Origin of the sequence: Pseudomonas saudimassiliensis (genome assembly GCF_000939975.1) — a bacterium.
Taxonomy (GTDB): Bacteria; Pseudomonadota; Gammaproteobacteria; order Pseudomonadales; family Pseudomonadaceae; genus Halopseudomonas; species Halopseudomonas saudimassiliensis.
Genome location: NZ_LK391969.1, coordinates 3,047,446 through 3,071,367 on the forward strand (window position 1 = coordinate 3,047,446; position 23,922 = coordinate 3,071,367).

The following is a 23,922-nucleotide window of genomic DNA, read 5'->3' on the forward strand; positions in this document are numbered from 1 at the left end:
GGAGCAGGACAGGTTGGTCATCAGGGTTGTGCCGACCGTCGGTTGCCAGGGATGGCAGCCGCGAGCCCCCAGGGACGGGTTCACGGCGTGTCGGCACGGCCCTGATGATCAACCTGTTCCTCGCAGGAAGGTCGCGCCTCCCAGCCGTCAGGTCCGCCCCGCCAGAAGCATCCGACAGGGCGACTGCTACAGGTTATTCCTGATCGATGCTACCCATGGCCGTGATGTTGAAACCACCGTCCACGTAGAGAATCTCACCGGAAATGCCCGAAGCCAGGTCGGAGGAGAGGAACGCGCCGGCGTTACCGACTTCCTCGATGGTCACGTTGCGGCGCAGCGGGGTGCGGGCCTCATTGTAGGCCAGCATCTTGCGGAAGCTCTTGATGCCCGAGGCCGCCAGGGTACGGATCGGACCGGCGGAAATGGCATTCACACGGATGCCGTCTTCGCCCAGGCTGTTGGCCAGGTAGCGCACACCGGCTTCCAGGCTGGCCTTGGCCATGCCCATGACGTTGTAGTTGGGCATGGTGCGCACCGCGCCTAGATAGGTCAGGGTCAGCAGGTTACCGTTGCGCTGCTTGAGCATCTCGCGGCCGGCCTTGGCCAGGGCGATGAAGCTGTAGGCGCTGATATCGTGGGCAATCTTGAAGCCGTCGCGGGTGGTCACCTCGGTGAAGTCGCCATCCAACTGGTCGCCCGGTGCAAAGCCCACCGAGTGAACGATGCAATCGATACCGTCGGGCCACTTCTTGCTCAGCTCGGCGAACACCTGCTCGATCTGCGCATCATCGGCGACATCACAGGGGAAACACATATCGGCACTGGAGCCCCAATCGCTGGCGAAACCTTCAACGCGGCCCTTGAGCTTGTCGTTCTGGTAGGTGAAGGCCAGTTCAGCGCCCTCACGGTGCATCGCTGCGGCAATGCCCGAAGCGATGGACAGTTTGCTGGCGACGCCAACGATGAGTACGCGTTTTCCGCTTAGAAATCCCATGTTCATTTCCTGTTTTGCAAAGGGCCTCACACCGAGGCCGACTTAACGGATACCGGGTGAGCGAAGGCCGCCTCGAGCAGCTGACGGGTATAGTCATGCTGCGGTGAGGCGAAAATCTGCTCGGCCGGTCCCTGTTCTACGATTTCACCCCGGCGTATGACCATCAGTTGGTGACTGAGGGCCCTGACCACCGCCAGGTCGTGGCTGATAAACAGATAACTCAGATTGTGCTTGCGCTGCAGTTCGCGCAACAACTCGACCACCTGGCTCTGCACCGTCCGGTCCAGCGCCGAGGTCGGCTCGTCCAGCAGAATCAGCGACGGCTTCAGTACCAGCGCCCGGGCAATGGCGATGCGCTGGCGCTGGCCGCCGGAAAACTCATGCGGATAGCGATGCCGCGCATCCGGATCCAGGCCTACTTCCTGCATCGCCTGGATCACCATCTGCTCGCGCTCCGCCACCGTACCGATCTGGTGGATCTCCAGGCCTTCGCTGATGATCTGCGCAATCGACATGCGCGGACTCAGGCTGCCGAAGGGGTCCTGGAACACCACCTGGAACTGTCGTCGGACCGGACGAACCGCCCGCTGGTCGAGGCCATCCAGCCGCTGACCGTTGCATTCTATCAGGCCCTGGCTGTCCGTGAGGCGTAGCAGGGCCATACCGAGGGTCGTCTTGCCCGAGCCGCTTTCACCGACGATCCCCAGCGTCTGCCCCCGTTGCAGGCTGAAACTGGCGTCCGTGACCGCCTTTACATGATCCACGGTACGCTTGAAAACGCCCTGGCGGATCGGAAACCACACCCGCAACTGCTCGGCGCGCATCACCACCGGCGCCGCCGGATCGGCCGGCACCGGCTCCCCCGACGGGTCCGCCGCCAGCAACTGGCGGGTATATTCATGCTGGGGGCGGGCAAAGAGTTCTGCACAATCGTTCTCTTCGACGACCTGACCCTGGTACATGACACATACCCGGTGGGCTATTTTGCGCACCAGGTTCAGATCGTGGCTGATCAGCAGCAGGGCCATGCCCAATTTGCGCTGCAGGGACTTGAGCAGTTCGAGGATCTTCAGCTGAACCGTCACATCCAGCGCCGTGGTGGGCTCATCGGCGATCAGCAGCTCCGGCTCGTTGGCCAGCGCCATGGCAATCATCACCCGCTGGCGTTGCCCGCCGGACAACTCATGGGGATAGGCCTTCAGGCGGCTGGCCGGATCGGGGATGCCGACCAGCTCCAGCAACTCCAGGGTGCGCGCGCGGGCAGCTTTCTTGTCGAGCCCCTTGTGCAGGAATAGCACCTCGTTGATCTGCCGCTCCACCGTATGCAGCGGATTCAGTGAGCTCATCGGCTCCTGGAAGATCATCGAGATACGGTTGCCGCGGACCTTGCGTAGCTGTTTTTCCGGTGCGTTGAGCAGGTCCTGGCCCTGGTAGAGAATGCGGCCGCTGGGATGCCGGGCCTGGGGGTAGGGCAGCAGGCGCAGGATCGAATGGGCCGTTACCGACTTGCCCGAGCCGCTTTCCCCGACCAGGGCCAGGGTTTCGCCGGGGCGGATATCAAAGCTCACGCCGCGCACGGCCTGGATTTCCTGGTGCTCGCTGGCAAAGGCCACGCTGAGATTGTCGATCCGTATCAATGGCTGGTCGGTCATGTCATTTCCTCGGGTCGAAGGCATCGCGCAGGGCTTCGCCGATAAATACCAGCAGCGACAGCATCACCGACAACACCACGAAGGCAGTAAGCCCCAGCCAGGGCGCCTGCAGGTTGGCCTTGCCCTGGGCAATCAGCTCGCCCAGCGAAGGTGAGCCGGGTGGCAGGCCGAAGCCGAGAAAGTCCAGCGACGTCAGGGTAATGACCCCGCCGGTGAGGATAAAGGGGAAGAAGGTCAGGGTGGCGACCATGGCGTTGGGCAGGATATGGCGGAACATAATGGTGCCGTTACCCGCGCCCAGGGCGCGCGCGGCCCGCACGTATTCCAGGTTACGCCCGCGCAGGAACTCGGCGCGCACGACATCCACCAGCGCCATCCAGGAAAACAGCAGCATGATTCCCAGCAACCACCAGAAGTTCGGCTGCACGAAACTGGCCAGGATGATCAGCAGGTAGAGCACCGGCAGTCCCGACCAGACCTCAATGAAGCGCTGGCCGAAAAGGTCGATCCGGCCACCATAGAACCCCTGGATGGCCCCGGCCACGACACCGATGATCGAGCTGAGAATGGTCAGCGTCAGGGCGAACAGCACCGAGATGCGAAAGCCGTAGATAACCCGCGACATGACATCCCGCGCCTGGTCATCGGTACCCAGCCAGTTATCCGCCGAGGGCGGCGCCGGCGCCGGCACCTGCAGGTCATAGTTGATGGTGTCGTAGTAGTAGGGGATCGGCGGCCACAGCATCCAGCCGCCGGCGTCCTCGATCAGCTCGCGTACGTAGGGGCTACGGTAGTCGGCCTCGATGGGAAACTCGCCGCCGAACTCGGTTTCCGCGTAGCGCTTGAACACCGGAGCATACAGCTCGTCCTGGTAGCTCAGCAGCAGCGGCTTGTCATTGGCCAGGAACTCGGCGCCCAGGCTGAGCACGAACAGCACCAGGAAGATATACAGCGACCACCAGCCCCGGCGGTTGGCCCGGAAGCGGGCGAAGCGGCGGCGGTTGAGGGGCGACAACTGAAAACGCGGCATCGCTCAACCCTCCCGGCTTTCGAAGTCGATGCGCGGATCGACCAGGGTGTAGGCGATATCGCCGATCAGTTTTACCACCAGACCGAGCAGGGTAAAGATGTACAAGGTCCCGAACATCAGGGGGTAGTCCCGGTTGATGGCCGCCTCGAAGCCCAGCAGGCCAAGGCCGTCGAGGGAGAAGATCACCTCGATCAGCAGGGCGCCGGTAAAGAACACGCTGATCAGCGCCGAGGGGAAGCCGGCGATGATCAGCAGCATGGCGTTACGGAATACGTGGCCGTACAGCACCCGGTTCTCCGACAGGCCCTTGGCCCGGGCGGTGGTCACGTACTGCTTGCCGATCTCGTCCAGGAAGCAGTTCTTGGTCAGCATGGTCAGGGTCGCGAAGCTGCCCACCACCATGGCGGAGATCGGCAGCACCAGATGCCAGAGGTAGTCGGTGATCTTGCCCCAGGTATCCAGTTCCTCCCAGTTGTTGGAGGTCAGCCCGCGCAGGGGGAACCAGTCGAAATAGCTGCCACCGGCGAACAGCACGATCAGCAGGATCGCCAGCAGGAAGCCGGGGATGGCGTAGCCGACAATGATCAGCGAACTGGTCCAGACATCGAAGGCCGAGCCGTGGCGGATGGCCTTGCGAATCCCCAGCGGGATCGAGATCAGGTAGGTCAGCAGGGTGGTCCACAGCCCCAGGGAAATGGACACCGGCATCTTCTCGATGATCAGGTCGATGACGCTGGCATCACGGAAGAAGCTGTCGCCGAAGTCGAAGGTCATGTAGCCCTTGATCATCAGCCAGAAACGCTCATGGGCCGGCTTGTCGAAGCCGTACATGCGCTCGATCTCGGCGATGATTTCCGGATCCAGGCCCTGGGCGCCGCGGTAGTTTCCGCCGCTGGAAACTTCCCCCTGGACACTGCCGCCGATGCGGCTGGTGGCCCCTTCAAAGCCTTCCAGGTTGGCGATCATCTGCTCTACCGGGCCGCCCGGCGCGGCCTGGATGATCAGGAAGTTGATCAGCAGAATGCCGAACAGGGTAGGGATGATCAGCAGCAGGCGCCGAATGATGTAAGCGAGCATGGATCAGGGCTCCTGCCCGGTGGGCAGCACGGTGAGCGGGTCCGGCGCATTGGGCTTGACCCACCAGGTATACAGGCCGACATCGTACTTGGGCGGCTGCGCCGGATGGGCGAACTTGTCCCAGTAGGCCACCCGGTAGACCGGAGTATGGTAGTTGGGCACCATGAAGTGGCCGGCGCGCAGCACCCGGTCCAGGGCGCGGGTATGGGTGATCAACTCCGCCCGGGAGTCAGCCACGATCAGGCCCTCCACCAGGTGGTCGATGGCCGGGTCCCGCAGGCCGATCAGGTTGCGGCTGCCGGGGTTGTCGGCGCTGGAGGAATGCCAATATTCACGCTGCTCGTTACCGGGTGAGTTGGACTGGGGAAAGCTGGTTACTACCATGTCGAAATCCCGCGAGCGCAGCCGGTTGATGTACTGGGAAACGTCGATACGGCGCAGCTGCATGTCGATGCCCAGGGATGCCAGGTTGCGCTTGAAGGGCAACAGTACCCGCTCGAAATCCGCCTGGATCAGCAGGAACTCGAAGCTCAGCGGTACGCCTTCGGCATTGATCAACTGGTCGTTCTCGATCCGCCAGCCGGCCGCCTGCAACAGTTCATAGGCCTGGCGCCGCAGCTCGCGGATATTGCCGCTGCCGTCGCTCTGGGGCGGAATGTAGGCGCTGTCGAACACGGACTTGGACAGTTGTTCGCGCAATGGTTCCAGCAGCGCCAGTTCGGCGTCCCCGGGCAGGCCTTCGGCAGCCAGTTCCGAGTTGCCGAAGTAACTGACGCTGCGGGTGTAGGCACCGTGGAACAGGCGCTGGTTGGCCCATTCGAAATCGAACAGCAGGGCAATCGCCTGGCGCACGCGGATGTCCTGGAAGTAGGGCTTGCGCAGATTGAAGATGAAGCCCTGCATACCCTGGGTATTATGGTTGGCGATCTCTTCCTTGATGATGCGGCCTTCGTTCAGGGCCGGGCTGTCATAGCCCGTGGCCCAGTTCTTCGCACTGACCTCCAGGTTGAAGTCCAGCTGTCCGGCCTTGAAGGCTTCCAGTGCCACCCCGGTATCGCGGTAGTAATCCACCACCACCCGGTCGAAATTGTAGAAGCCACGGCGTACCGGCAGATCGGCCGCCCAGTAATCGCTGACGCGATCAAAGGCCACCGAGCGCCCCGGCCGCACCTGACCGATGCGGTAGGGGCCGCTGCCCAGCGGCGGCTCCAGACCGTTGCGGGTGAAGTCCCGCTCCGCCCAGTAATGCTCGGGCAATACCGGCAGCTGGCCCAGCACCAGCGGCAGTTCGCGGTTGCGCCCATGGTGGAAGTGGAAGGTCACGCTGCGCTCACTGTCGGCCACCACTTCCTTCACGTCGGCGTAATAGGCCTTGTAGAAAGGCGCGCCCTGATCCACCAGGATGTTGAAGGTGAAGACCACATCGGCGGCGGTAACCGGTTCGCCATCATGAAAGCGTGCCTCGGGGCGCAGGTGAAAGCGCACCCAGGTGTTGTCCTCCGGGCGCTCGATGCGCTCGGCCAGCAGCCCGTACTCGGAAAAGGGCTCGTCCAGTGACTGCACGGTGAGGGTGTCATAGATCAGCCCCAGCTCATCCGCTGCGGTACCCCGGCTGATGAAACCGTTGAAGGAGTCGAAGCTGCCGAACCCGGACAGGCGCAGCGTGCCGCCCTTGGGTGCCGTGGGATTGACGTAGTCGAAATGGGCAAAGTCTTGCGCGTATTTCGGCGGCTCGCCGTAGAGGGTCAACGCATGGCTGCCCGGCGCAGCGGCGGCAAACGCCGAGGCTGCCAGCAGCAGGCATCCGAGACAGGTCTTGACGGTATCGAACATCGCGGTGGCCTTCCTGTTCAGTCGGTCTTGTTATCTATCCACCAACTGCGGATGGACAATGAATAAGGCGGCGTCGTGAGTGACCGCAGCGTATTGCGATGGGCAATGCGATGGTAGTTTATATACCAGTTTGGAATTGTATAGTGCTCCCACAATAACACCCGATCGATCGCCTTGGCGGCGGCGATCTGCTTGGTGCGGGTGTCCGCCCGCTGCAGCGTGTCCAGCAGTGCATCCACTACCGGATGGGCGATCCCGGCGTAGTTGCGGCTGCCCTTGATGTCGCGCTGGGCCGAGTGGAAGTAGATCGCCTGCTCCTGGCCGGGGGACAGGCTCTGGGGCAGGGTGGTGAGGATCATGTCGTAATCGAACTGATCGAGCCGGGCCTTGTACTGGGCGCGATCCACCGTACGGATGCGCAGGTCGATGCCCAGGCGGGCAAGGTTGGTACTCCAGGGCAGCAGAATGCGCTCCAGGCTGGGGTTGACCAGCAACACCTCGAAGGTGAGCCGTCGACCCTGGGCGTTCTGCAGTTGCCCGTTGCGCAGGGTCCAGCCGGCTTCGGCAAACAGCTCGACTGCGCGGCGCAGCGTATCCCGGGGAATGCCTCGGCCATCGGTGGTCGGCAGGCTGAAAGGCTCGAGGAACAGCTCCGGCGGCAGTTGGTCCCGGTATTGCTCCAGGTAGAGGAATTCCTGGCCCGCGGGCAGGTCCGTCGCGCTGAAGGGGCTGTTGGGGTAGTAGCTGAGCGAGCGTTGGTAGGCGTCGTAGAAGAGTACCCGGTTGGTCCATTCGAAATCGAACAGCATGCCCAGCGCCTTGCGCACCAGACGCTGGTCGAAGGGGCTGCGCCGGGTATTGAAGAACAGCGCCTGAGTGGACGCCGGGATCTCGTGCTCGATAGCGCGCTTGACCACGGCCCCGCTGTGGACCGCGGGGAAGTCATAGGCGTTGGCCCAGTTGCTCGCCTTGTGCTCCAGATAGATGTCGAACTCCCCGGCCTTGAACGCCTCGAAGGCGACGTTGTTGTCGCGGTAGAACTCGACTTCCATGCGATCGGCGTTGTACTTGCCGCGGTTGATCGGCAGGTCCTGCCCCCAGTAATCACGGACCCGCTCGAAGACCAGCCGGCGCCCCGGCACCACCTGGGTAATGCGGTAGGGGCCGCTGTTCAGGGCCGGCTCGAAAGTCGTCTCGGCAAAATTGCGGTTGCGCCAGTAATGCTCGGGCAGCACCGGCAACTCGCCCAGGCGCAGGATCAACAGCGGGTTGTTGCTGCTCTTGAAGATAAAGCGGATGCGATGGGTGCCAAGCAGGTCGATACGTTCGACCTCCCCGAGCATCGCCCGGTAATTGGGATGGCCCTGTTCGCTGAGTAATCGGTAACTGAAGGCAACGTCGTGGGCAGTGATCGGCCGGCCATCATGGAAGCGGGCTTCGGGGCGCAGGTTGAATACCACCCAGCTGCGGTCGTCGGAAAACTCCAGGGTCTCGGCAATCAGGCCGTAGGCGGAGTAGGGTTCGTCCCCCGAGGGGTCATACAGGCCACTGCCCACCATCAACGGCTCGTTCAACTCGCTGATGCCGTACTGATAGAAATTACCCGTGCTGATCGGGCTGGTGCCCTTGAGTGTATAAGGGTTGAGGGTGTCGAAGGTCCCGCTGCCCATGATCCGCAGGGTGCCGCCCTTGGGGGCGTCCGGGTTCACGTAATCGAGATGGGTGAAGTCCTTGCTGTACTTGGGCTGGCCGAACACTGCGTAGCCGTGTTGCTTGACGACGGCGGCACTGGCTGCGGGGCAGAGCAGGGCGATCAACAGCAGGGCATGGAACAGTTTCAGCGGTAAGATCATGGACTATCGCGCAACCCGGGGAAGGCCCTAAGCTAACATTCCCCGGCGCCAAGCGAAAGCGCAGGCCCTGCTGCGTTACTTCACATGCAGGGTCAGCTGCTGCCCCGGCCGCAGGTTGCTGTCGACCCCGTTCCAGGCGCGCAGCTGCTTGATCTCCACATTGAAGCGGCGGGCGATGCTGTACAACGAGTCACCGGACTGCACGGTGTAGGTCCGCTTTGCCGGGGCGCTGGGCGTGCGGGCCATCTGCGTGGCGGGGCCATGGGGTACGATCAGGGTCTGGCCGACGTTGATCAGGCTGCCCTGCATCTCATTGGCCTGGCGCAGCATGTTCACGCTCAGGTTATGCCGCTGGGCAATCTGGGTCAGGGTGTCGCCCCGGCGTACGGTGTAGCGGGTGAAGGATACCCGCTCGTTATCCGGCAGCTTGGCCAGTGCCGAGCTGAACTGTTCGGCCTGTTCAACGGGGATCAACAACTGATACGGGCCGCCCGGCGAGGCTACCCGGTGCTTGAAGGCCGGGTTCAGGTACTTCATCTCGTCGCTGGAAATGCTGGCCAGCTCGGCAGCCTTGATCAGGTCGAGCGGGCGCTTGATGGTGATCTGGGCGAAGTAGGGCTCGTCATTCAACACCGGCAACACGGTGCCGTATTCCTCGGGGCTGTTGATGATCTGCGCCAGGGCCAGCAGCTTGGGCACGTAGTTCATGGTTTCGTTGGGCAGCTGCAGGTTCCAGTAGTCGGCCGGCAGGCCCAGCTCGCGGTTACGCTTGACGGCGCGCCCCACGCAACCTTCACCACAGTTGTAGGCGGCGACGGCCAGCAGCCAGTCGCCATCGAACATGTTGTTGAGCTTGGTCAGGTAATCCAGAGCGGCGGCGGTCGAGGCGGTGATATCCCGGCGGCCGTCATACCAGTCGTCCTGGCGCAGGGCGAATACCCGGCCGGTGGAGGGGATGAACTGCCAGATACCGGCGGCATGCGACTTGGAATAGGCCATGGGGTTGTAGCCACTTTCCACGAAGGGCAGCAACGCCAGCTCGAGCGGCATGCCGCGCTTGTCCAGCTCCTCAACTACATAATGCAGGTAACGCTGGGCGCGCCGGGAGGTGATCTCGAAATAGCGGGGCTGGGAGGCGAAATACAGCCGCTGCTGGTCAACCCGGGGGTTGGTCTCCACGGCGGGCTCGAGCAGGAAGCCGTCGCGGATACGAGTCCATAGCGTGCGTGGCTCGTCGATCCGCTGGGGTATGCGCCAGCGTGAATTGGCGTTGGAGCGGGCGTCCGCCGAGGTCTGCGCCGCAGGGGCTGGGGGCGATTTGGTGACGGTGGAATGACCGGCTGGGCCGGTGGTGGTCTGACAGCCGACAAGTACGACTAGCCACAGCGTCAGGAATCCGTTTCTGAGAGCGTTGGGCGACATGAACATGGGCGGGTCCGTTGAAATTTGCCCGATTCTAGGGAGCCTCTCCCGGAGGGTCAAGGAAATGGCACTCGGACCTTATGTCGCACCGCTGGGGAAATCCGCGCGAATGCCCCTGCGGCCACGCGCGGATACTAGCACAGAGACTGTTTCAGAATGTGTCTTTCCAAGCGCGGATTGCCGCGAAGGTTTGTGCCGGGCTGTCTGGCATGCTGCCACTGTGGGCTGCCGCGGCGCCCCGTACATGGGCGTCGTCGCAGCGCAGGAAGGGGTTGGTGCGCTTCTCCAGGGCCAGGGTAGTGGGCAGGGTGATACGACCGGCGCGGCGCAGGTCTTCCACGACTTCGAGGCGCACCTTTATATCCAGGTTCTCCGGTTCTACCGCCCGGGCAAATTGCAGGTTGGACTGGGTATATTCGTGGGTGCAATATATGGTGGTGTGATCTGGCAGGCCGGCGAGGCGCTGCAGCGAAGCGTACATCTGCTCCGCAGAACCCTCGAACAACCTGCCACAGCCGCCAGCGAACAGGGTATCGCCACTGAGCAGCCAGGGGTTCTCGGGGTGGTCGCAGAAGTAGGCGATGTGATCCAGGGTGTGGCCCGGTACCGCCAGCACCTGGATCTCCTGTTCGAACAGGCACAGCTGGAAACCGTCTTCGAGTTGGCGATCGACGCCTTTGATGCTGTCGTTCGTCGGCCCCCAGACCTTGCAGCCGGTGGCGGCTTTGAGGGTCAGTACCCCGCCGGTATGATCGCGGTGGTGATGGGTCAGCAGAATGGTGCTGAGCTGGTATTCCGGATGGCGACTCAGCCAGGTGATCACCGGCTGGGCATCACCCGGATCGACCGCCGCAACCTGCAGCGTGGTTTCGTCCAGCAGCAGCCAGATGTAGTTGTCCTGGAATGCTGGCAAGGCAATGAACTGTGGCATGGGCATCGTACCTTCCTTGAATGGTGGTCAGTATCTTATAGGAGGTAATGTGACCCAGGCCAACCCGGAGATCCCATGGTGATTACAGAGTCGTCACGCTCCATCAGCCAGGAAGACCTGCTCAGACTATTGGGCGTGGCCCGCGACTGGCTGGCCAGCCCGCCGGGCCGCTGGTTGCTGGAGACCGAGCGGGAAGTGATACGCCGGGAATTGCCGGCCTGCTTCGGTCAGCATCTGGTGCAGTATGGCCTGGCGGCCGAACTGCTTGACCAGCAGCGCTCGGTGCTGCGCAATCACTGGCAACTGGACTTGTTGGCCGGCCCCGCCGTGCTGCCGGTGGAGGAAACCCAGTGGCCCTTCGCCCCCCATTCCCTGGATGCGGTGATCCTCCACCACGGGCTGGACTTCTGCCTGTCGCCGCGCAGCCTGCTGCGTGAGGCCGGCCAGGCGGTGCGAGCCGGCGGCCACTTGCTGGTATTCGGTTTCAACCCCTGGAGCAGTTGGGGCTTCAACCATTTCGCCGGGCGCGACTGGTTCAGCGAGGCCGGGTTCATCAGTCCTGCCCGCTTGACCGACTGGCTGGAACTGCTCGGTTTTGCGGTGGAGAAACGCGTGGATGGATGTTATCTTCCGCCCCTCAAATCGCAAGCCTGGCTGGAACGGCTCCAGCGCCTCGACGTCCTCGGTCAGCGGCATCGCATGCCCGGCGGGGGCTTCTACTTTCTGCTGGCGCGGCGCCAGGCGCTGGGCCTTACTCCGCGACGCCAGCGGGGAATCGTTTTCCCGGCCCTGCATCTCCCGCCGCTGGTTGCCGGCAACCGGCGGGCACATAAACGGAATGAGTAATGAGTCACACAATCGAGATTTTTACCGACGGCGCCTGCAAGGGAAATCCGGGGCCGGGCGGCTGGGGCGTGTTGCTGCGCCTCGGTGAGCACCAGAAAACGTTGTTTGGCGGAGAGCTCAACACCACCAACAATCGGATGGAACTGACCGCAGCCATCCGCGGGCTGGAAGCGTTGAAGAAGCCGGCCAGGGTGATCCTGACCACCGACTCGGAATACGTCATGAAGGGCATCCGCGAGTGGATGCCCAACTGGAAGAAGCGCGGCTGGAAGACCGCCAGCCGCCAGCCGGTAAAGAATGCCGATCTCTGGCAGGAGCTGGACGCCCTGGTCAATCAGCATCAGGTCGAATGGCGCTGGGTCAAGGGGCACAGCGGGCATCCGGAAAACGACCTGGCCGACGCGTTGGCCAACCGGGGTGTGGATCAGGTATTGGGCAGAGGGGCAGTGCAGGATGCGTGAAATCGTACTGGATACCGAGACAACCGGTATTGAGGTCCGTGAGGGCCACCGGATCATCGAGATCGGTTGTGTGGAGCTGCTGGACCGGCGCCTGACCGGGCGCCACTTCCACGTCTATATCAATCCCGAGCGTGAAGTGGAAGAGGGCGCCTTCGCCGTCCACGGCATCAGTGATGCCTTCCTCGCGGATAAACCCCGATTTGCCGAGGTGGTGGATGATTTCATGGAATTCATCCGCGGCGCCCGCCTGGTCATCCACAACGCAGCGTTTGACGTCGGCTTCATTGATGCTGAACTGCAGCGCCTGGGGGGGCGGCATGGGCAGGTAACGGATCATTGCTCGGTCGTCGATACCCTGCGCCTCGCCCGGGACAAGCACCCCGGCCAGCGCAACAGCCTCGATGCGCTGTGCAAACGCTACGGCGTAGACAACTCCCAGCGCGATCTGCACGGCGCCCTGCTGGACGCCGAGATCCTGGCAGACGTCTACCTGATCATGACCGGTGGCCAGACCGCGCTGCTGCTATCCAGCCAGGGCAGCAGCGATACCGCCGGCGGCGAGATCGGGGTAATTCGCCGGCTGGATCCGGCGCGCCCGCCGTTGCCGGTAATACATGCCAGCGCTGTCGAGCTGCAGGCCCATGAAGAACGTCTGGCGGCGATCGAGAAGGCGGCGGGGTTTGTCGCCTGGCCGCGGGCTGCGGAAGTGGTCGCGGAGACCCTGTAAGGGCCACGGCGCTGGCTACGGTTATACCGCGGCTAGCAGGCTTTGTTATAGTTGTCAGCTTGTCTCGGCGCAGGCATCAAGAACAATATCAGGGAGCTAGCAGATGCATCAGTACCAGTCGCTGAAAGTCGAACAGTTGGGCGCCATTGCCCACGTATTGATCAATCGCCCGGCCAAGGCCAACGCCATGGACCAGGCATTCTGGACCGAGATGGTCGAGGTGTTCGATTGGGTGGACCGCACCGACAGTATTCGCGTTGTGGTCATTTCCGGAGCGGGTGAGCATTTTTCCGCGGGTATCGATCTGGCGATGCTCGCCCAGGCAGCGGGCGAAATGGTGCAGGACATCGGCCGCAACGCCGAGCGCATCCGGCGTAATATCCTGCGCCTGCAGGCCGCCTTCAACGCGGTCGAGGAATGCCGCAAGCCGGTGATCGCCGCGGTGCACGGCTACTGCATTGGCGGTGCGATTGATCTGATCAGCGCCTGTGACATGCGTTATGCTACGGCCAGCGCCCATTTCTCGATCAAGGAGATCGATATGGGGATGGCGGCCGATGTCGGTACCTTGCAACGATTGCCGCACATTATCGGTGATGGCATGATGCGGGAACTGGCCTACACCGGTCGCGCTGTCATGGGTGACGAGGCGCGGGAGCTGGGGTTGGTCAATCGTACCTATGCCGATCATGCGCAGTTGATCGAAGGCGTGATGGCCATTGCCGGCGAGATTGCCGCGAAGTCCCCACTGGCCATTCGCGGAACCAAGGAAATGATTCGCTACAGCCGTGATCACAGCGTTGCAGATGGGCTGAACTATATCGCCACCTGGAACGCGGCCATGCTCCAGTCGGAAGACCTCAAGCTGGCCATGGCGGCACATATGAGCAGAAAACCAGCCGAGTTCGCCGATTGAGCGTACCAGTCTGACTGCAGGGACGAAGGAGACTGAAGCGATGTTAACTGGTGCCACATCACTCGATCTTGTCAAGGATGAACTTTTCGCCAGTGTCGCTGGCGTTGAGGATCTGCTACAGCAATTTCTCGAGGAAAGACACAACGGCAGCTTGCTGCAGCGGGCCATCGAAGGCCTGCAACAACTGCGGGGTACGCTCAACCTGATCGAGTTGGACGGGGCGGCGCTGCTGCTGGAAGAAATGATCGCCCTGGCGACCGATATTCCGGAGCACGAGGGTGAGAGTCGCAACGAGCCGCTGTCGGCGCTGTGCAACAGCCTGTTCCTGCTGCAGCGGTACCTGCACCTGTGTCGCCAGCAGGGCGCCGAGCGCCCCGAGTTGCTGCTGCCGACCATCAATGAGCTGCGGGCCCACCGCCCGGACACGCCGCCGCTGCCCGAAAGCCATTTCTACCCGCTCGATCCGCAGCGTGTGCCCCTGGCCTTGCGTGACGGCGCAAAGGAACCCCTGGACAAGCGAACCTTCTCCCGCTTGCGGCAGATGTATCAGATCGGCTTGCTGGGTATGTTGCGCGACGAGCGCCCGACGGCAGGCATGAGCCTGATGCAACGGGCCCTGCAGCGTCTGGAAACCAGCTTGGCTGATCGGCCGGCCACCCTGTGCTGGGTGGCCGCTGCCTCCCTTGAAGCCATCAGTGGCGCGCCCTTGCAACTGACCATGGAACGCAAGCGCCTGTATGCGCGGCTGGATCGTGAGATCAAGCGGCTGGTCGCCGGGCAGGAGGGCACCGAAGGTGCGGCGCTGTATCGGGATCTGCTGTATCTGATTGCCCTGGGTGATGCCGGGGGTGTGCTGGGCGCGGAGGTGCGCCGCGCCTTCGATCTGCCGGACCCGGGCTATACCGAGGCGACTCTGGAGCGCAGCTTCGGCGCCCTGCAGGGGCCGGGCGCCGATGTCATGCGCTCGGTGGCCGAGGCGCTGCACGAGGAAATCGCCGGCGTGAAGGATCTGCTGGACTTGCTGGCCCGCAACGCGGGCGATGCGGACCAGTCCCTGGACACCTTGGATACTGCGCTGCAGCGCCTGTGGAAGACGCTGGAGATGCTTGATCTGCAGGAGATCGCGGCGCGGATCCGGCAGGCAGCCGGCCAGTTGCAGGGTTGGCAGCCCGGCAATAATGGCGTGCTTGAGCAGGTCGCCGACGCGGTGCTGCATGCGGAGCTCAGGATCAACCGCCTGGAAAGTGAAGGCGAGGTGGTCGCTGCCCTCGACGGCGAGCGCGTCGCTGGGCCGGTCGAACTCAAGGAAGCACATATCGTCCTGGTGGAAGAGTCCCAGGCCGGGTTGGCCCTGGCCCGGCGGGCCATCACGGCCTATATCGAATCGGGCAGCGACCGGATGCACCTGCTGAATGTACCCGCGACACTGGAAGCCGTGCGCGGCGGGCTGATCTTCCTGGGCATGACCCGGGCGGCGAATATCATTCGCAGCGCGTCGCGCTTCATCCGCGAAGCGATGCTCGAACAGCAGGCTGTCCCGGACACGCAACAGTTGGAGGTGCTGGCGGATGCCTTGACCAGCATCGAATTCTATCTCGAGTCGGCAGAACGCTCATCGGTCGGGACGGGTGATGTCCTGCGTCTGGCCGAGGACAGTCTCGCTGAACTCGGCTACGGCGTCGGAGCCTGACAACGTGCACAGATTCACCCGCTTCACCGCCTCGCTTACCGCTGAAACCCAGGACGGTGGCTGGGTACTCATCCGCCATGAACAGTCCTTTGCCATGTATCAGGGCAACCTGCTGCATGATCCAGACATGGCGCGGTACCTCGGCGATGCGGATTACCAGCTGACCCTGGGGCTGGTGGATGATCAGCCGTGCCGGCTGGTGCGGGTGAGGGAGCAGATCGATCTGCCCGGGCTGTCCTGGCATGGGCTGCGCAGCCTGCTGGGGCAGGTGGATGATGTCACCTTTCGCCTGCTCGGGGTGGCCCAGCAGCTGGATATCTGGCACGACACCCACCGGTTCTGCGGCCGCTGCGGCCAGCCGACCCAGGTCCGTGCGGATGAGCGGGCGATGGAGTGCAGCGGCTGCGGTAATCGGCAATATCCGAAGCTGGCGCCCTGCATCATCGTGCTGGTCACCCGCGGTGAGGAAGTGTTGCTGGCCCGCTCAGCGAATTTTCGCGCAGGGTTCTTCAGCACTCTGGCCGGCTTCATCGAGCCCGGCGAATCGGCGGAGGAGGCGCTGCGCCGCGAGGTCATGGAAGAGGTCGGGGTCACCGTCGATCATATTGAATATCTGGGTAGCCAGAACTGGCCGTTTCCCAACTCCCTGATGCTGGGTTTCCATGCCACCTATACCGGCGGCGAGATCGTGCCCCAACCGGGCGAGATCGAAGAGGCGCACTGGTGGAACATCCATCAGCTGCCCGCCATACCACCCCCGGGCACCATCTCCCGTTGGCTGATCGACTGTTATCTGGCGCGGCTGGCCGGCCAGCCGCAGCCCCCCGTCCCGGCTTGAAATGACAAGGAGTCGTCATGCAATACGCTGGTCTGGCAGTGCTCGTGGGCTGCCTCGCACTCTTGCTGCTGTTTCTGCTGGCACGTCTGGGCTGGCGCCTGGAATGGCTGCTCGGCTGGCTCAAGGGCATGCTGCTGTTGGCCATGCTGGGCGGCTGCGCGGCCATCGCACTGGTGGCCTGGGAGCTGTATCAATTCCGGCCGATCATCGACGGTCAACAGATCGCCATCCTGGAACTGCGGGAAAGCGCGCCGCAGAAGTACAACGCCGTCCTGCGCGCCGCCGACCGCACCGAGCAGATGTCGATCGAAGGTGATCTCTGGGAGCTGGAAGTGCAGGTGCTGCGCTGGCAGGGACTGGCCCATGCCCTTGGGCTGGAAGACGGCTATCGCCTGACCGGGCTCAGCGGGCGTTACCTCGCGTTGGAACAGCAGCGGGAGACCGCAGCGCAGAGCAGGGCCCCGCATGCTACGCCGCCATGGCGCGATGCCTGGGTCTGGCTGGACCGGCTGGATATGCACTGGCTCTATGCCGATGCCTTCGCCATCCGCTTCATGCCCGCAGTGGATGGTGCCCGCTACGCTATCGAGATCGGTGCGACCGGACTATCGCCGGTGGCGATGAGTCCCCAGGCGTTGTCCGCCTTGAAGGGGTTCGAGTAGTCCCACCCGGGCGTGCACGGCGCACCGGATGGGACCTGCCCATCAGGACAGCATGCCGCCGTCCACATTGATGGCGGTACCGGTGGTGTAGCTTGATGCGTCACTCACCAGATACAGCACGGTGCCCGCCATCTCGCTCGGGTCAGCCGGACGGCCCAGCGGGATACGCTGCAACGCGGGCTTGAGGATGCTGTCGTTCTTCACCAGCGCCGAGGCGAACTTGGTGTCGGTCAAGCCCGGCAGCAGCGCATTGCAACGAATGCCGAACTGGGCGCATTCCTTGGCAAAGACCTTGGTCATGTTGATCACCGCCGCCTTAGTGATCGAATAGATGCCCTGCATCATCCCCGGAACCAGGCCGTTGACCGAGGCCACATTGAGGATCGCGCCGCCGCCGTTCTCGCGCATCAGCTTGCCGGCTTCGACCGACATGAAGAAGTAGCCGCGAATATTCACGTCGACTGTCTTCTGGAATGCATCCAGATCGGTGTCCAGCACGTTGCCGAAGTAAGGGTTGGTGGCGGCGTTGTTGACCAGGATGTCCAGCTTGCCGAACTGGCCACGAATCGCCTCGATGGTTGCCTTGATCTGATCCATCTCGCCGATATGGCAGGCCAGGGCGGTAGCCTTGCCACCCGCGGCGACGATGGCATCGGCCACTTCCTGGCAGCCGTCGATCTTGCGGCTGGAGACGATGACGTGGGCGCCTTGCTGGGCCAGCAGCTTGGCGATGGCTTCACCGATACCACGGCTGGCGCCAGTTACCAGCGCAATTTTTCCGTCTAGATCGAACAGTTGGGTCTTCTGCATGGGTCTTGTCCTTGAGTGAAGTTACCGATTCCGGGTCAATCTAATGCAGGGCGCCAGGGCTGCCAACCACGGACGTTGCTTATCAGGCAGCGTGTTGTTGGTGGATTGGTTGCGTCAATCAACAGGGGTTATTCCGGCCGGCCCGGCGCCGGGCATAAAAAAACCGGAGCCAGGCTCCGGTTTCTCATGGGTACGGCGATCAGACCGGGAAGAGTTCGCCCAGCTTCAGGGCCAGCATCATGTCGCCTTCAGCGCGCAGTTTACCGCCCATGAACGCCTGCATGCCGTCGGTCTCGCCAGTGATGACACCGTTCAGCGTTTCGGAGTCCATGATCAGGGTTACGTTCGGGTCTTCCGCATCGCCTTGCTGCACGTTGCAGGTGCCGTCCTTGATGACGGCGTAGAAGTTGGAATCATCCTCGATGTTGAATTGAAAAACCAGGTCCAGGCCAGCTGCGGCGGCCGGATTGAACTTGCCTTCCATGTTATTGATGATGTCAGCAACGGTAGTCATGGATTCTTCCTTTATCGGATGTTTCATAGGGGCAACGGCAATCGTTGCAACGCAAGAATGATGTAACTGGTCAGAGGGTAGGGTGGGCCAGGGAAGCTGTCAACAAAAATCATACGGTCGTTTGAATCTTGCCCGTCTGTCTAGGTTGCGGGCTGATCCTGTATGCTTGGGTCAGTCATAGAATCGAATCATCTGGAGATGCCTGTGGAGTGGATGGCCGAGTTTGGAATGTTTGCCGCAAAGGCGCTGACGGTGCTGCTGGCGGTGGTGTTCGTGCTGCTGTTGATCGCCTCGCTCAAGGGTCGCCAGCGCAAGGGCGAAGGCGCGCTGACCGTGACCCGCTTGAACGATCAGTTGGCCCGTATGACCGAACGCCTGGGCCAGGCGGTGCTGGACAAGCCGGCGCTCAAGGCGCTGCAGAAAACCCGCAAGCAGGAACTCAAGACGCGCGCCAAACAGAGCGCCGAGCGGCAGAAGGTCTTTGTGCTGAACTTCCATGGCGATATCAAGGCCAGTGCCCTGGAGAACCTGCGCCATGAGGTAACCGCCGTGCTGGAACTGGCGACCCCGCAGGACGAGGTGATCGTCAAGCTCGAGAGCGGTGGCGGCATGGTGCACTCCTATGGGCTGGCGGCGGCGCAGCTTACCCGTGTGCGCGAAGCCGGCGTGCCGCTCACCGTGTGCGTCGACAAGGTGGCGGCCAGCGGCGGCTACATGATGGCCTGTATCGCCGATCGCATTCTGGTGGCGCCGTTCGCCATGCTCGGTTCTATTGGTGTGGTCGCCCAATTGCCGAACTTCCACCGGGTGTTGAAGAAGCATGACGTCGACTACGAGATGCTCACCGCCGGCGAGTACAAGCGGACCCTGACGATGTTCGGTGAAAACACCGACAAGGGCCGGGAGAAATTCCAGGAGGACCTGGAGAATATCCATCATCTGTTCAAGCGTTTTGTCGGCCGCTATCGCCCGGTGCTGGATGTGGATGCGGTGGCTACCGGCGAGGTATGGTTCGGCACCGAAGCGCTGGAGCGCGGCCTGGCCGACGAGGTCAATACCAGCGATGACTACGTCAACCGGCGCATCCGTCAGGCTGACGTGTTCGAGGTGCACTATGCTCGGCCCAAGCGCCTGCAGGACCGTCTGACATCCAGCATGTCGGCGGCACTGGATCGTGTGCTGCTGACCTGGGCGTCCCGGCTGCATAATCAACGTTTCTGGTAGGAGGCTGTCATGTCCGAATTCAAGGCGTTACTGGTGTCCGAGGAACAGGGTGACTACGTCCGTCGCGTCGTCACCCGGCAGTTGGCCGAGCTGCCGGTTGGCGAGGTGCTGATCCGCGTGCACTGGTCGTCGCTGAACTACAAGGACGCCATGTCCGCCAGCGGCAACAAGGGCGTTACCCGCAGCTACCCGCACACGCCCGGCATCGACGCGGCCGGGGTAGTGGAATCCAGTTCGGTGGCGGAGCTGGCCGTGGGTGATGAGGTTATCGTGACTGGCTACGACCTGGGCATGAACACCCCGGGCGGCTTTGGTCAGTACATTCGGGTGCCCGCTGCCTGGGTGCTCAAGCGTCCGGCTGGCCTGACCCTGCGCGAGAGCATGGTGCTGGGCACCGCCGGCCTGACCGCCGCGCTCTGTATCGACAAACTGGAGCGGGCCGGCCTGACGCCCGGCTCGGGTCCGGTATTGGTTACTGGCGCCACCGGTGGCGTCGGCAGCATCGCCGTCGCCATGCTCGCGCACCAGGGACACGAGGTGGTCGCGGTAACCGGCAAGGCCGACCGGGTCGATTTTTTGCGCGGCCTGGGTGCCAAGGAGGTGCTCAGCCGGGAGGAGCTGCAGGCGGGCACCGGCAAGGTGCTCCTGGGCGAGCGCTGGGCGGGAGCGGTGGACACCGTCGGCGGGGATATCCTGTTCAATGTAGTGAAGTCCCTGCGCTATGACGCCAGCGTCGCCTGTTGTGGTCTCACCGCCGGCGGCCAGTTCCAGGCCAGTGTATTCCCGTTCATCCTGCGCAACGTCAACCTGCTGGGCGTCGACTCGGTGGAACAACCGCTGGTCGCCAAGGCCTCCATGTGGGATCGGCTGTCGCTACAGTGGAAAACCGACCTGAGCCAGCTGGAGCAGGAAATTACCCTGGACGCGCTGCCGGACTATATCGAGACCATTCTTGCCGGCGGCATGGTCGGCCGCGCCGTGGTCAATCTTGGCTGACGGGCGATGAGCACGCTCGATCTGTTCAACGAGGCGCAGCCGGGGCAGCGCATAGCCATGGGCGAGCAGGCGTTCATCTTCCCCGGCTACGCCCTGCCGTGGCTCGACCAGTTACTCCCGGCGCTGGAGGCCATCGAGCGCCAGGCACCGTTTCGACAGATGAGCACCCGGGGCGGGCGGCGGATGTCCGTGCAGAGCACCACCTGTGGCGACCTGGGCTGGATAGCCGCTGAACAGGGTTATCGCTACAGCACCATCGACCCCGGCAGCGGCCAACCCTGGCCCGCCATGCCTGAGAGCTTTCGCGAGCTGGCCCAGCGTGCCGCCGCGGAGGCCGGCTTCGACCACTTTGTCCCCGACACCTGCCTGATCAACCGCTACCTGCCTGGTGCCAAGCTCGGCCTGCATCAGGACAAGGATGAAAGCGACCTGGCCGCGCCCATCGTCTCGGTGTCCCTGGGCATGTCCGCGACTTTCCTGTTCGGTGGCTACCAGCGCTCCGACCGCCCGGCCAGGACGGTGCTCAATCATGGAGACGTGGTGGTCTGGGGCGGGGTAGACCGGATGCGGTTTCACGGGGTGTTGCCGGTGGGGGATATGCCGCATCCGCAACTCGGCCGGCAGCGGATCAATCTGACGCTGCGCAAGGCGCGTCATCGGGTGAAAAGCAGACCGGACGCCTGAGCGTCCGGTTTTTTATCTGATCAACGCCGCCGAAACAGCGGCAGGGGCTGATCCGTCGCCGCCTGATAGACCTCGGAGAAGTCGTTCAGGCTGGCCAGTGCGGCATGCGGGTCGTGGTCTTCGCGCAGGGCGTAGGCATCGAAGCCGCAGCGGCGCATGAAGAACAGCTGGTCGCGCAACACGTCGCCGATGGCGCGCAGCTCGCCCTGGTACTGGTAGCGGTCGCGCAACAGGCGGGCGTTGGAGTAATTGCGCCCGTCACTGAAGACCGGGAAGTTCAAGGCGATGACCGCGAAATGTTCGAGGTCATCGGCGATGCTTTCTGCTTCCTCGTCTGCATCCAGCCAGACGCCCAGGCGCCCGTCACGGGCTTTCAGCGCGTGGGCGTGCTCCAGCCACATGGCTAGCGGGACGATGATGTCCCCGGCGTTGGTCAACTGTTCCAGCGTCGCGTCCTTGGGCAGCAGCTCCCAGGTATCCGGGACGACCTGATTGCTCTTAATTATCTGCCGCATACACACGCTCCTTGAACGGGGCTATACCAATGCGCTCGTAGGTGTCGATGAAGCGCTCTTCCGGGGTGCGGTTCTCGATGTAAACATCGATCAACTTCTGCACCACGGTCGGCATCTGGTCGGCGGCGAAGGAGGGGCCGAGGATCTTGCCGATGGCCGCGTCACGGCCGGATTTGCCACCCAGGGACACCTGGTAGAACTCCTCACCTTTCTTGTCCACACCGAGGATGCCGATGTGACCGATGTGGTGGTGACCACAGGCGTTCATGCAGCCGGAGATGTTCAGTTCCAGTTCGCCGATGTCGTACAGGTAGTCGAGGTTATCGAACTGGGCCTGGATGGATTCGGCGATCGGGATGGACTTGGCGTTGGCCAATGAACAGAAGTCGCCACCCGGGCAGCAGATGATGTCTGACAGCAGGCCGATATTCGGGGTGGCAAAGCCCATTTCCTTGGCTTTCTGCCACAGCTCGAACAGATCCTGCTGGCGCACGTAGGGCAACACCAGGTTCTGGTAGTGGGTGGAGCGGATCTCACCCAGGCTGTACTGGTCGGCCAGGTCCGCTGCGGCATCCAGCTGCTCGGCGGTGATGTCACCGGGCGCCACGGCGTTGGGTTTCAGGGACAGGGTCACGGCGGCGTAGCCGGGCGCGCGGTGCGGGTGCACGTTGCGGCTGGCCCAGTTGCTGAAACCCTTGTCACTGCCACGCTTGTCCAGATAGCCGGCGTCGTCGCCCGGGAAGCTTTCCAGTTCCGGGGTGACGAAGTATTTGGCAACGCGCTGCAGTTCGGCCTCGGTCAGGGTGGCGGTGCCATCCTTGAGGTTCTGCCATTCGGCTTCGACCTTCTCGCCGAAGACCTCGGGCGTCAGTGCTTTGACCAGGATCTTGATCCGGGCCTTGAACTTGTTGTCCCGGCGGCCATAGCGGTTGTACACACGCAGGATGGCTTCCAGGTAGGTCAGCAGGTGCTGCCAGGGCAGGAAGGCGCGAATCTGCGCGCCGACCATGGGTGTGCGGCCCAGGCCGCCACCGACCAGCACCTGGAAGCCCAGCTCCCCGGCTTCATTGCGCACGGCGTTCAGGCCGATGTCGTGCACGCCGATGGCGGCGCGATCTTCTTCGGCGCCGTTGATGGCAATCTTGAACTTGCGCGGCAGGAAGGCGAATTCCGGGTGGAACGTCGACCACTGACGGACGATCTCGCACCAGGGCCGCGGGTCGATCAGCTCATCCGCAGCCACGCCGGCGAACTGGTCGGTGGTGGTGTTGCGGATACAGTTGCCGCTGGTCTGGATGGCGTGCATCTGGACCGATGCCAGCTCCTGCAGGATATCCGGCACGTCTTCCAGGTTGGGCCAGTTCAGCTGGATATTCTGGCGCGTGGTGATGTGCGCGTAACCCTTGTCATAGTGACGGGTAATGTAGGCCAGCTTGCGCAGGCGCTCAGCGGACAGCACGCCGTAGGGAACGGCAATACGCAGCATCGGGGCGTAGCGCTGGACATACAGACCGTTCTGCAGGCGAAGCGGCAGGAACTCCGCTTCGGAAAATTCGCCGGCGAGGTAGCGGCGTACCTGATCGCGGAACTGCTTGGCGCGGTCCTCGACGATGCGTTGATCGTACTCGTCGTAAATATACATTCTGACAACCTGTTGTAGGGCATGACTGCCCGTGACTACGGATGCACAACCCGGCGTGGCCCAAGGAAGCGCGCAGACAATATCAGTTTTTCTTTATGCTTAAAAGGAATGTTTATTTATATGCTTAGATCGAATAACAGGGGCTGGATGATGTATAACTTGTGAATTTAGGCGACCTGGACTTAACTGTACCGACAGATGATTCCCATTTCAAAACAAGAGGAACAGACATGGACCATGACGATATCCACACCGGTGGTGACGAAAACAGCGCCCTCGATGCCTTGGCGGCGGTGGCGCTGATCTTGATCGCGGTCGCTGCTGCGGTGTTCTGGATCAGCCAGCATTAACCTGCCAGGTGGGTAACCAGCTTGACGATACCCACCAGCACCAGCACGAACACCAGCATGAAGCCAATCCCGAAGTAGATGAAGTGGCTAGGCTTGCCATGGGTGAAATCCCGCTCCCTGGCCTTGTTGCTCTGCACCCCGAGGGCACCGAACAGAACGGTGCTGATCATGTCCCGCCGGCGCATCCGCGGTTGGCCCTGCTGTTCATCTTTCTTGTTATTGGTCATCGCTGCCTCGCTCGCTGGCGCGGCTGGG

The 23,922-nt window shown here is 62.7% G+C and carries 23 protein-coding genes; 10 read left to right on the forward strand and 13 right to left on the reverse strand.

The features are described 5' to 3' along the window. Window positions 1-193: 193 nt before the first annotated feature. The 8 genes from fabI to gloB form a co-directional block, all read right to left on the reverse strand. Window positions 194-994 carry an enoyl-ACP reductase FabI gene (gene fabI, locus VG99_RS13970; RefSeq protein ID WP_044500943.1) on the reverse strand — a complete coding sequence of 267 codons (801 nt, stop codon included), beginning with the start codon at window positions 992-994 and terminating at the stop codon, window positions 194-196. A gap of 26 nt (window positions 995-1,020) precedes the next feature. Then, window positions 1,021-2,646 carry an ABC transporter ATP-binding protein gene (locus VG99_RS13975; protein WP_044500945.1) on the reverse strand — a complete coding sequence of 542 codons (1,626 nt, stop codon included), beginning with the start codon at window positions 2,644-2,646 and terminating at the stop codon, window positions 1,021-1,023. Between the two features lies 1 nt (window position 2,647). Continuing rightward, window positions 2,648-3,676: an ABC transporter permease gene (locus tag VG99_RS13980; protein ID WP_044500947.1), complete on the reverse strand. Its 1,029-nt coding sequence runs from the start codon at window positions 3,674-3,676 to the stop codon at window positions 2,648-2,650. A 3-nt stretch (window positions 3,677-3,679) separates the two neighbouring features. Further along, the gene (locus VG99_RS13985) at window positions 3,680-4,753 is read right to left on the reverse strand and encodes a microcin C ABC transporter permease YejB (RefSeq protein WP_044500949.1); all 1,074 of its coding nucleotides are present in this window, start codon (window positions 4,751-4,753) and stop codon (window positions 3,680-3,682) included. Between the two features lie 3 nt (window positions 4,754-4,756). Then, the gene (locus VG99_RS13990) at window positions 4,757-6,586 is read right to left on the reverse strand and encodes an extracellular solute-binding protein (RefSeq protein WP_044500951.1); all 1,830 of its coding nucleotides are present in this window, start codon (window positions 6,584-6,586) and stop codon (window positions 4,757-4,759) included. 17 nt (window positions 6,587-6,603) lie between these two features. Further along, window positions 6,604-8,439, reverse strand: a complete 1,836-nt coding sequence (locus VG99_RS13995) for an extracellular solute-binding protein (RefSeq protein WP_044500953.1) — start codon at window positions 8,437-8,439, stop codon at window positions 6,604-6,606. A gap of 75 nt (window positions 8,440-8,514) precedes the next feature. Then, entirely contained in the window at window positions 8,515-9,867 is a 1,353-nt protein-coding gene (locus tag VG99_RS14000) for a LysM peptidoglycan-binding domain-containing protein (RefSeq protein WP_052508815.1), read from the reverse strand. A 145-nt stretch (window positions 9,868-10,012) separates the two neighbouring features. Continuing rightward, window positions 10,013-10,792 carry a hydroxyacylglutathione hydrolase gene (gloB, locus tag VG99_RS14005; protein ID WP_044501669.1) on the reverse strand — a complete coding sequence of 260 codons (780 nt, stop codon included), beginning with the start codon at window positions 10,790-10,792 and terminating at the stop codon, window positions 10,013-10,015. Window positions 10,793-10,867: 75 nt separating this feature from the next. On the opposite strand from gloB, the gene VG99_RS14010 reads away from it, so the two are divergent. From VG99_RS14010 to VG99_RS14040, 7 genes are all read left to right on the forward strand, one after another. Further along, window positions 10,868-11,638, forward strand: a complete 771-nt coding sequence (locus VG99_RS14010) for a class I SAM-dependent methyltransferase (protein WP_052508816.1) — start codon at window positions 10,868-10,870, stop codon at window positions 11,636-11,638. After that, on the forward strand, window positions 11,638-12,099 hold the full coding sequence (gene rnhA / locus VG99_RS14015) for a ribonuclease HI (protein ID WP_044500955.1): 462 nt from the start codon (window positions 11,638-11,640) through the stop codon (window positions 12,097-12,099). Before VG99_RS14010 ends, rnhA begins: the two co-directional genes overlap by 1 nt. After that, complete coding sequence (gene dnaQ, locus VG99_RS14020; protein ID WP_044500957.1) at window positions 12,092-12,826, forward strand: DNA polymerase III subunit epsilon; 735 nt, start codon at window positions 12,092-12,094, stop codon at window positions 12,824-12,826. Before rnhA ends, dnaQ begins: the two co-directional genes overlap by 8 nt. A gap of 103 nt (window positions 12,827-12,929) precedes the next feature. Next, window positions 12,930-13,742, forward strand: a complete 813-nt coding sequence (locus tag VG99_RS14025; RefSeq protein ID WP_044500960.1) for a crotonase/enoyl-CoA hydratase family protein — start codon at window positions 12,930-12,932, stop codon at window positions 13,740-13,742. Between the two features lie 40 nt (window positions 13,743-13,782). Continuing rightward, window positions 13,783-15,432, forward strand: coding sequence for a FimL-related protein (locus VG99_RS14030; RefSeq protein WP_044500962.1), 1,650 nt, complete (start codon window positions 13,783-13,785; stop codon window positions 15,430-15,432). A gap of 4 nt (window positions 15,433-15,436) precedes the next feature. After that, window positions 15,437-16,270 carry an NAD(+) diphosphatase gene (gene nudC, locus VG99_RS14035; protein WP_044500964.1) on the forward strand — a complete coding sequence of 278 codons (834 nt, stop codon included), beginning with the start codon at window positions 15,437-15,439 and terminating at the stop codon, window positions 16,268-16,270. Window positions 16,271-16,287: 17 nt separating this feature from the next. Next, window positions 16,288-16,932, forward strand: coding sequence for a hypothetical protein (locus VG99_RS14040; protein ID WP_044500966.1), 645 nt, complete (start codon window positions 16,288-16,290; stop codon window positions 16,930-16,932). Window positions 16,933-16,974: 42 nt separating this feature from the next. Here the strand turns inward: VG99_RS14040 and VG99_RS14045 are convergent, their stop codons facing one another. Both VG99_RS14045 and VG99_RS14050 read right to left on the reverse strand, forming a co-directional pair. After that, entirely contained in the window at window positions 16,975-17,742 is a 768-nt protein-coding gene (locus VG99_RS14045) for an SDR family oxidoreductase (RefSeq protein ID WP_044500967.1), read from the reverse strand. Window positions 17,743-17,941: 199 nt separating this feature from the next. After that, window positions 17,942-18,256, reverse strand: a complete 315-nt coding sequence (locus VG99_RS14050; RefSeq protein WP_044500969.1) for an SCP2 sterol-binding domain-containing protein — start codon at window positions 18,254-18,256, stop codon at window positions 17,942-17,944. Window positions 18,257-18,460: 204 nt separating this feature from the next. Between VG99_RS14050 and sohB the strand changes: the two genes are divergently transcribed. From sohB to alkB, 3 genes are read left to right on the forward strand one after another with little or no spacing between them, the layout of a single operon-like run. Continuing rightward, a complete protein-coding gene (gene sohB / locus VG99_RS14055) occupies window positions 18,461-19,480 on the forward strand; it encodes a protease SohB (protein WP_044500971.1) in 1,020 nt (339 codons plus the stop codon). A 9-nt stretch (window positions 19,481-19,489) separates the two neighbouring features. Next, on the forward strand, window positions 19,490-20,476 hold the full coding sequence (locus VG99_RS14060) for a YhdH/YhfP family quinone oxidoreductase (RefSeq protein WP_044500974.1): 987 nt from the start codon (window positions 19,490-19,492) through the stop codon (window positions 20,474-20,476). A gap of 6 nt (window positions 20,477-20,482) precedes the next feature. Continuing rightward, entirely contained in the window at window positions 20,483-21,160 is a 678-nt protein-coding gene (alkB, locus tag VG99_RS14065) for a DNA oxidative demethylase AlkB (RefSeq protein ID WP_044500976.1), read from the forward strand. Window positions 21,161-21,180: 20 nt separating this feature from the next. Here the strand turns inward: alkB and VG99_RS14070 are convergent, their stop codons facing one another. From VG99_RS14070 to VG99_RS14080, 3 genes are all read right to left on the reverse strand, one after another. After that, on the reverse strand, window positions 21,181-21,675 hold the full coding sequence (locus VG99_RS14070; RefSeq protein WP_044500978.1) for a DUF934 domain-containing protein: 495 nt from the start codon (window positions 21,673-21,675) through the stop codon (window positions 21,181-21,183). Continuing rightward, the gene (locus tag VG99_RS14075) at window positions 21,659-23,317 is read right to left on the reverse strand and encodes a nitrite/sulfite reductase (protein ID WP_044500980.1); all 1,659 of its coding nucleotides are present in this window, start codon (window positions 23,315-23,317) and stop codon (window positions 21,659-21,661) included. The genes VG99_RS14070 and VG99_RS14075 overlap by 17 nt, the downstream gene beginning before the upstream one ends. Before the next feature lie 346 nt (window positions 23,318-23,663). Further along, complete coding sequence (locus tag VG99_RS14080) at window positions 23,664-23,894, reverse strand: DUF2970 domain-containing protein (protein WP_044500982.1); 231 nt, start codon at window positions 23,892-23,894, stop codon at window positions 23,664-23,666. Between the last annotated feature and the right edge of the window lie 28 nt (window positions 23,895-23,922).

Bases quoted from the DNA above. Each gene is read 5' to 3' on its own strand.
- fabI (WP_044500943.1), bottom strand. From the start codon at position 994: ATGGGATTTCTAAGCGGAAAACGCGTACTCATCGTTGGCGTCGCCAGC.
- VG99_RS13975 (WP_044500945.1), bottom strand. From the start codon at position 2,646: ATGACCGACCAGCCATTGATACGGATCGACAATCTCAGCGTGGCCTTT.
- VG99_RS13980 (WP_044500947.1), bottom strand. From the start codon at position 3,676: ATGCCGCGTTTTCAGTTGTCGCCCCTCAACCGCCGCCGCTTCGCCCGC.
- VG99_RS13985 (WP_044500949.1), bottom strand. From the start codon at position 4,753: ATGCTCGCTTACATCATTCGGCGCCTGCTGCTGATCATCCCTACCCTG.
- VG99_RS13990 (WP_044500951.1), bottom strand. From the start codon at position 6,586: ATGTTCGATACCGTCAAGACCTGTCTCGGATGCCTGCTGCTGGCAGCC.
- VG99_RS13995 (WP_044500953.1), bottom strand. From the start codon at position 8,439: ATGATCTTACCGCTGAAACTGTTCCATGCCCTGCTGTTGATCGCCCTG.
- VG99_RS14000 (WP_052508815.1), bottom strand. From the start codon at position 9,867: ATGTTCATGTCGCCCAACGCTCTCAGAAACGGATTCCTGACGCTGTGG.
- gloB (WP_044501669.1), bottom strand. From the start codon at position 10,792: ATGCCACAGTTCATTGCCTTGCCAGCATTCCAGGACAACTACATCTGG.
- VG99_RS14010 (WP_052508816.1), top strand. From the start codon at position 10,868: ATGGTGATTACAGAGTCGTCACGCTCCATCAGCCAGGAAGACCTGCTC.
- rnhA (WP_044500955.1), top strand. From the start codon at position 11,638: ATGAGTCACACAATCGAGATTTTTACCGACGGCGCCTGCAAGGGAAAT.
- dnaQ (WP_044500957.1), top strand. From the start codon at position 12,092: ATGCGTGAAATCGTACTGGATACCGAGACAACCGGTATTGAGGTCCGT.
- VG99_RS14025 (WP_044500960.1), top strand. From the start codon at position 12,930: ATGCATCAGTACCAGTCGCTGAAAGTCGAACAGTTGGGCGCCATTGCC.
- VG99_RS14030 (WP_044500962.1), top strand. From the start codon at position 13,783: ATGTTAACTGGTGCCACATCACTCGATCTTGTCAAGGATGAACTTTTC.
- VG99_RS14040 (WP_044500966.1), top strand. From the start codon at position 16,288: ATGCAATACGCTGGTCTGGCAGTGCTCGTGGGCTGCCTCGCACTCTTG.
- VG99_RS14045 (WP_044500967.1), bottom strand. From the start codon at position 17,742: ATGCAGAAGACCCAACTGTTCGATCTAGACGGAAAAATTGCGCTGGTA.
- VG99_RS14050 (WP_044500969.1), bottom strand. From the start codon at position 18,256: ATGACTACCGTTGCTGACATCATCAATAACATGGAAGGCAAGTTCAAT.
- VG99_RS14060 (WP_044500974.1), top strand. From the start codon at position 19,490: ATGTCCGAATTCAAGGCGTTACTGGTGTCCGAGGAACAGGGTGACTAC.
- alkB (WP_044500976.1), top strand. From the start codon at position 20,483: ATGAGCACGCTCGATCTGTTCAACGAGGCGCAGCCGGGGCAGCGCATA.
- VG99_RS14070 (WP_044500978.1), bottom strand. From the start codon at position 21,675: ATGCGGCAGATAATTAAGAGCAATCAGGTCGTCCCGGATACCTGGGAG.
- VG99_RS14075 (WP_044500980.1), bottom strand. From the start codon at position 23,317: ATGTATATTTACGACGAGTACGATCAACGCATCGTCGAGGACCGCGCC.
- VG99_RS14080 (WP_044500982.1), bottom strand. From the start codon at position 23,894: ATGACCAATAACAAGAAAGATGAACAGCAGGGCCAACCGCGGATGCGC.